This window comes from Streptomyces sp. NPDC026417, assembly GCF_055567695.1.
This window is the reverse complement of the sequence record NZ_JBVHPY010000070.1, coordinates 1-7,573: the sequence shown is the minus strand read 5'-3', so window position 1 is coordinate 7,573 and position 7,573 is coordinate 1. Positions and strand designations below refer to the sequence as shown.

The 7,573-nt window shown below is 63.6% G+C and carries 2 protein-coding genes and 3 pseudogenes; 3 read left to right on the top strand and 2 right to left on the bottom strand.

What is annotated here, in order from left to right:
* Positions 1-12: 12 nt before the first annotated feature.
* Positions 13-837: pseudogene (locus tag ACZ4NT_RS38325) on the top strand (IS5 family transposase).
* Between the two features lie 39 nt (positions 838-876).
* On the opposite strand, the pseudogene ACZ4NT_RS38320 reads toward ACZ4NT_RS38325, so the two are convergent.
* Positions 877-1,745, bottom strand: a pseudogene (locus ACZ4NT_RS38320) (IS5 family transposase).
* Between the two features lie 340 nt (positions 1,746-2,085).
* Here ACZ4NT_RS38320 and ACZ4NT_RS38315 point away from each other — a divergent pair.
* Both ACZ4NT_RS38315 and ACZ4NT_RS38310 read left to right on the top strand, forming a co-directional pair.
* The gene (locus ACZ4NT_RS38315) at positions 2,086-4,941 is read left to right on the top strand and encodes a helix-turn-helix transcriptional regulator (protein ID WP_467730047.1); all 2,856 of its coding nucleotides are present in this window, start codon (positions 2,086-2,088) and stop codon (positions 4,939-4,941) included.
* A gap of 738 nt (positions 4,942-5,679) precedes the next feature.
* Positions 5,680-7,023 (top strand): amidohydrolase family protein, encoded by a 1,344-nt coding sequence (locus ACZ4NT_RS38310; RefSeq protein ID WP_467730045.1) that lies wholly within the window; start codon positions 5,680-5,682, stop codon positions 7,021-7,023.
* 198 nt (positions 7,024-7,221) lie between these two features.
* Here ACZ4NT_RS38310 and ACZ4NT_RS38305 read toward each other — a convergent pair.
* Positions 7,222-7,573: pseudogene (locus ACZ4NT_RS38305) on the bottom strand (transposase); the annotation flags it as partial.

Below are 7,573 nucleotides of genomic sequence, written 5' to 3'. Positions count from 1 at the left end.
GTTGGACTGTTCATGGGGCGGGGTAGGTGGCGTTGGATTGTTCCGGACGGGTTGTGGGAGATCGCCGAGCCGCTGATCCCGCCGTCGAGGGTGCGTCCGCAGGGCGGCGGGACGCAGGACACGTCTGATGAGACGCTGTTCGCGGCGATCATCTACGTGCTGGTCAGCGGGTGCGCCTGGCGGGCTTTGCCGCCGTGTTTCGGCATATCGAAATCGACCACGCATCGCCGGTTCCTGATCTGGTCGCGGGAGGGTGTGTGGGGCCGGTTGCACGAGGAAATCCTGCACCGCTTGGACGACGCTGGCCTGCTCGACCTCTCCCGAGCGGTCCTCGACTCCGCTCATGTGAGGGCGAAAAAAGGGGCGAACTCACAAGGTCCGAGTCCCGTGGACCGGGGTAAGCCGGGTTCCACGATGCCCGTCCTGTCGGACGCGAACGGACTGCCCCTTCTCGTCGGCCTCTCGGCCGCCAACACCCACGACAGTCTCGCCCTCAAGCCCATGATCCAGGGTCACCGAACGAGACACGACCCCCACCGTGGCCGGTCGCCGGTACTTCAAGCCCCGGCGTCTCTACGCCGACAAGGCCTACGACATCTCTCACCTGCGGAAATGGGTGCGAGGTAGGCGCATCGGCGTGCGCATCGCCCGCAAAGGCATCGAGTCCAGCCAACGACTGGCCCGGCGCAGGTGGGTCATCGAGCGAACGATCTCGTGGCTGTCCGGCTACCGCAGACTCAGGCCCCCACTACGAACCCCAGCCCCGCACCTACCTGGCCTTTCTCCCCCTCGCTGCCGCCCTGTGCGCTACAACCACTCGTCCGCCTCACCACATAAGACACGATCTTACAGTAGAGGTCGTTTTCTCTTGTTGTTTCATCCCGGAATTTGGTGTTTGGTCTGGGGTGTCGGGTCGCGCCAGGAGATGGTGTTCTCGCTGGTGAGGCGGCGGGCCGTCAGGTCGGTCATGGCGATGTGGATCATGGCTTCGGAGCGGGTGGGCCGGGTTTCGTAGTCGCGGGCCAGGCGGCGGTGCAGCATGAGCCAGCCGTAGGTCGTTCGACCGCCCACCGCTTCGGTATAGGGGTGAAACCCTTGGTCCCGGGCTTGCGGGCGTTGATTTCCATGTCGATGCCGAGGGTGGCGGCATGCTCGACGAGGTGCTGACGGTAGCCGCCGTCGACTCACACCTTGCGGATGTGAGGGTGGTCAGCGGCGACTTGGTCCAAGAGCCGGGCACCGGCGGTGGAGTCCTGCACGCTCGCCGCAGTGACCACCACGGCAAGCAGGAGTCCAAGTGTGTCGGTGACGATGTTCCGCTTCCTGCCCACGATCTTCTTCCCGGCGTCGATACCCTGGCCGGCGGCGGGGACGCTGGTAGAGGTCTTGACGCTCTGCGCGTCGATGACACAGGCCGACGGCTCGGCGTGCCGCCCCTCCTTCTCTCGTAGGAGCTGCCGGAGCAGGCCGATGAGTTGGGCGAACACACCCTCGTCGGCCCACTTGGCGAAGCAGCCGTAGACCGTGTTCCAGTGCGGAAAATCGTGCGGGAGGCAGCGCCACTGAACGCCGGTGCGGTCCACGTACAAGATCGCGTCCATGATTTCGCGCAGGTCGTGTTCCGGTGGCCGGCCGAAGTCCAGGGCTCTGCCGCGGCGCTCGAAGCGCCAGGCCACAAGGACCGGCTCGATCAAACTCGCAGCGAGCGTCGGACGATCACTCGGGTACGGGCGTCGCGGCGGCATGCTTCCGGCTTACCGCCGCAGCCCGAGGGCGCCCAGGCGCACAGCGATGAAATCGGAAGCACGCGACGTCAAAGGCCGGGCATCCTGGGATGAGACAGGCACAAGCCACTTCCCAACCCTCCTGCCACCCCACCCGACCAGCACGAACCAACCCGCATCTCCAGCAGCACGAGCACCACAACCCGGCAGTCCGAAAATCGCTAATACACGGGCAGTCCAGGTGAACACGACATCTAAGACCTAGTTTGGGCGCCGTCTAACATGCCCCGTCGGCACTTAAGGGATAAAATGCCCTCCTGGGATCCGTCGCTGTACATGCACTGAGTCGTCAAAGGGGTGGATGGCAATGGAGCTGGGGTTGTGGGAGCGGGAGCAGGAGTCTGCTGTGCTCGCGACCGCGGTGAAGGATGTTGAACAGGGCGTCGGTGGCATGGTGGTCGTGGAGGGTGGGGCGGGGGTAGGGAAGTCGCGTCTGTTGGCGGAGGCGCGGGGGTTGGCTCGGGAAGCAGGGTGCGTTGCGGTGTCGGCGCGGGGGACGCAGTTGGAGCAGGATTTTGCGTTCGGAGTGGTGCGGCAACTGTTCGAGCCCTTGGCGGCGTCGTCAGCGGGGGTGGAGGGGGAGGGGCTGTGGGCCGGTCCTGCGGTGCAGGCTCGGCAGGTGTTTGCTCCCGCGGGGTCGGGGGAGGCAGTGGGAGATTTTGCGGTATTGCACGGATTGTTCTGGCTAACAGCCAATGCCTGTCAGGAGCGGCCACTGCTGGTTTTAGTAGATGATCTGCAGTGGTGTGATGCGGCCTCGCTGCGGTTTTTGGCGCATTTGCTGCCACGGCTGACGGATCTGTCTGTGCTCTTGGTTGTAGGGCTGCGTTCAGGCGAGGAGGTTGCCGATGAGGACTTGCTGCTACAGATCACGCAGGATCCGGTGGCGCAGGTGCTGTGGCCGCGCCCGCTCAGCGGTGGGGCGACAGGGTGTTTGCTGAGGGAGGCATTGGCGTCCGCCGAAGTGGATGAGGGGTTCGCAGCGGCATGCCACCAGGCCACGGGTGGCAATCCGTTGTTGCTGCGGGAGCTAGCCCGCACCGTGATGGCGCAGGGGTTGCAGGGCAGCGTCCAGAATGCAGGGGATTTGGAAGTATTGGCGTCAGAGGCGGTGGCACGTCTGGTGGCAGTACGGATGGCGCGGTTGCCTCAGGCGACGGTGGTACTGGCCCAGGCGGCGGCGGTGGTGGGGGACGGCGCGGAGGTAGCGTTGGTGGCTGCGGTGGCGGAGCAGGACATGGTGCTGGCGTTGGAGGGGGTTGCGGCCCTTGAACGGCTGGAGGTTCTGCAGTGCGACGAGGTTGAGCAGCAACTGCGGGTGGGGTTCGTGCACCCGCTAGTGCGAAGTGCGGTTGATGGTTCCATGGACTTGGCAGACCAGCTCGCGGCGCATCGTCGTGCAGCGTCACTGCTGGCTCAAGCGGGTGCGGATCCAGAGCGGGTGGCTGCGCACCTCTTGCGGGTCCCCCCAGAAGGGGACGGACAAGTCGTAGAGTTGCTGCAAATGGCCGCTGGCGCGGCGGTAGGGCGCGGTGCTCCGGGCAGCGCTCACACCTATCTCAACCGGGCCCTGCAGGAACCACCGGAAGTCGGTCAGCGGATGGAGGTCCTGATCCGCGCCGGGATGAGCGGGCTCCTGATTGACTACGCAGCCGCAGTCGGGCACCTACAGCAGGCCTACGACCAACTCACCGATCCCTACCAGCGCGCCGAGGTCGCCACTCTTCTGGGCATGGCCTATCTCTTTCTTATGGACGCGGAGCGAGGCATGCGGTTGTGGTCCGATGCTGTGGCGCAGCTCCCCAGCGAAGCAACTGAACACCGGCTGCGCCTGCAAGCTCTCCGCTTGTCAGCCGCAACTCTGGTCGTGCCTGGTCACACTGACGTCTTGATCAGTTTGCCCCAGCTGTGCGAGCTTGTTGGATCGGCAACCGACAGTGCTGCGGCCCGTCTGCTCCACTGCGCGATCGCCTGGCGCCAATTGGCACTCGCCGACCCAGCCGCGGTCTCCCACGCCCGTCAAGCGTTGGCTGATCACTCTTTGCTGCACGAGGCAAACGGTGACCTCAACGTGCATGGCGGCTGGTTCGCCCTGCTAGACGCGGACGACGACTTGGCCATGACCAGCATCCAGACCGCACTGACCCTCGCCCACGAACGCGGCTCCATTCATGCGCTGGGGCCGGCCTTCACTTACTATGCGTACGGCTGGCTGCGGCGCGGTCAGCTGGCTGACGCAGAGTCCGCTGCCCGTGAAGCTGTGCGACTTGGGGAAGTTGCCCGCGCAAAGATTGCCCGCCTCTTTACCCGAGTGTTCCTGGCCTCGATCCTGACTGAAAAAGGACAGCTCAAGCAGGCCGAAGAGATCCTGACCGATATCGGGGTCACTGCCACTGCCTGCCCGCCGGGACCCGCCCACTTCGCGTTGACTTGCCTTGCCCACTTGCAACGCCTGCGCGGCCAGCCTCAGGCCGCCTATGACAGCGCGCTCCGCGCCCGGCAAGTCTGCCAAGACTACGACATCCACAACCCCGCCACGGTTGGTTGGCGCACCGAAGCAGCCCTGGCACTTCACGCCCTAGACCGTACGGACGAGGCCCGCGCCCTCGCCGCTGAAGACCTCAGCCTTGCCCGCCGGTGGGGCGCTCCGCGTGCCCTGGGCCGCGCCCTGCGCGTTACCGGAGTGCTCACCCCCGGCGCTCCAGGCCTTGCCCTATTGAAGAAAGCCGTCGATGTCCTGCACGACTCCCTAGCCCAGTTGGAGCATGCCAAGGCGCTTGCTGACTATGGCGCTGCTTTGCGCCGAACCAACCGGCGTACTGAAGCCCGGCAGCCCCTACGCCAAGCCCTCGACCTTGCCACCCGCTGCGGAGCCAGCCTGTTGGTCGAACAAATCCGCGTCGAACTAGCCGCCGCTGGCAGCCGACCCCACACCACTGCCCTCACTGGCCCTGACGCCCTCACCGCCAGCGAACGACGCATCGCCGACCTCGCCGCAACCGGTGCTACCAACCGCCAAATCGCCCAGCAACTCTTCATCACGCCCAAAACCGTCGAAGTCCACCTCTCTGCCACCTACCGAAAGCTCGGCATCACCACTCGCACTCAACTCGCCCACGCCCTCCCGCCGTTGGACACCTCTTCGCCCACGGTGTGAGCTGAACAAATGCAGGGAGCGCGACACGCCCTTTTGGGACTGTAAGAAAAAACGATGTAACTCCGATCATGGAAGAGCGCATCGTGACCAGCGAGAACATAGCCAACGGGTCCGGTAACCGTGCCTGTGGCCTGTGGGCTTGATGTGCTTGGCGGAGAGCACTGGCCCTGCTGCTGGAAGACCGCCGACTACGCAAGGACGTGGAGACCTTCAAGCGGGCCATGGCTCCCTTCGTAAAGGAAGCCCGGTGACGGTGCACTCGTTCATGGAGCGTTAGACAGGCAAGTCACAGCGTCAAACGGGCGTGTGAAGTGCTCAAGGCCTCCCAAGCCGCCTTCTGCACCCGCGCACCCAGCCGGCCCCCGGGCTGTACAGGACGCGGAACTGCTCGATCAGTGAGGGTTTTCAGCGTTGAAGCTTCAAGGTGAGGTGGTTGCGGCGATAACCCGGTGGGGAGGGGGGAGGAGACACACGTTTTCGCGTATGTACCCGGCTCGCTGGCGACAAGACTGGCAGTGGCGTGGAGTATTGACTCCGATCAGCGTGGTGCGCGTCGAAGCACAACACCGAGGTGCACACTCTCAGTCGACACTCCGGCTATCGTCGCCTCCGTTCGATGACCCGTCGGCCATTTGTGGAGGAGGTGGGGCCGCCGCGTTTCTACGCGATCTAGGTGCTGATTACCTGGTTTGGTATGACCTCATTCCGGACATGCAAAAAAGGCCAAAAGGAAGTCGTATGAAAATTGGCAAGACTAGGGCGATCGGCGCGACAATGTTCATTGCGCTGAGTAGCAGTCTTTGTGCTATGGCGAGCAGTTCCGCTGACAGTGGATCGAAGATCTTCTTCGATGATGTACGGGTCTTTGACGGAATGGACCTCCTAAGCAAAGCCGATGTTCTAGTCGACGGTGATCACATCGAGAAGATCGACGTACATCACAAGACCCCACCACCTCCCAGTGCCACGGTCATCGACGGCGAAGGGAAAACCCTCATTCCCGGCCTGATCGACGCGCACGCGCACATGGGTACTGTCCGCAACATGAAAGACGCGTTGCTCTTCGGCGTAACGACAGTGGTCAGCGTCGGCGAGAACCCCGGCGTCCGCGACTACGTCAGATGTGCTGGCCCCGAGGTCAATCGCGCTGATATGATTCCATCCGGCTATTGGGCAACTGTTGCGGGAAGTCACGGCACTGAATTCCCACCCGAAATCTTCGGCACGATCCCGCTGCTGTCGGATGCGTCTCAGGCTCCGGACTGGATCCAGGCTCGCATCGACGAGGGAGCCCACCACATCAAGATCATCGTCGATGATATGGCGATGTTCCAAGAAAACCTTGTCCCCAAGATGTCAATCGAGATTGTCGAGGCGATTGTCAGGGAGGCCCATAAGAAAGACCTCCAGGTCGTGGCGCATGTCACACAACTCGAAGATGCCAAAGCCGTAGTCAAGGCTGGTGTCGATGTGCTCGCACACGTTCCGGTCCAGTCAATCGATCGGAACTTCATCAACTTGATGGTGAACCACGGCGTTTTTATGTCCCCTACCCTGGACGTGCTGAGAGCTAGTGACAGCGTCTCGCTCGGGGCCGACGAGCTAAGCGACGTCCGCATCAACCCGTGGCTGTCCCCAGCCAACCAGTTCATCCTCGTCGGCTTCCCTCCTGCTGGCTTCGGAGATCGATGGGACTACTCGGACGCGAAGAACAACGTCACCCAGCTCAAAGCAGCGGGAGTGCCGATTCTTGCCGGCACCGATGCCGGCAACCCCGGCGTCTCTAACGGCGCCGGGATGCACCGCGAGATGGAGATGCTCGTCGATGCTGGCGTGAGCCCGCTCCAGGCGCTTCGAGCCGCGACCTACAAGGTGGCCGACGCGTTCGGTCTGAAAGACCGCGGAAGAATCAAGGAAGGCAAACTCGCCGACCTTCTGCTCGTCACCGGCAACCCCGACCAGAATATCCTTAATAGCCGGGATATCGCCGGGATCTGGCGCCTGGGCACACCCGTTGACCGCACCGACCTGCTCGCACAGGCCAGCGCTCCCACCGACCCCACCTGCACTGCCAATTTCTGATGATCAAACCAGACGGGTTAGGCTGAAGTCATGCAACCCGGCAACGCCTCCTGGATGCCCGCGAAATCCACTGCCGAGAAGGGGTGATGTCTGAAGGATCCAGTAGGGTCCCATAACACGGTGGGATGGCCGCCGTGGCACGGCCGCCGCCGTGATGAAAGCTTCACTGATGCCTATCGCGAACAGTTTGGCGCGGCTGAGGGCGGCGGCAAGTCCGAGAAATGCCAGGTAGTTGCGGGGATGGCGCTCGTAGCGAGGGCTGAGTCTGCGATAGCCGGACAGCCACGACATCGTGCGCTCGATCACCCACCTCCGCCGCCCTAAGCGTTCGCTGGACTCGATGCCCTTGCGGGCGATGCGGACTCCGATGCGCTTGCCGCGAAGCCATCGGCGCAGGTCGGGCGGTCGTAGGCTTTGTCGGCGTGGAGGCGCTGGGGCTTGAAATGGCGGCCGCAGTGGGGGTCGTGTCTCGTTTGGTGACCCGTCACCATGGGCTTCAGCCCTTCGCTGTCGTGGGTGTTGCCGGCGGAGATGCCGACGAGGAGGGGCA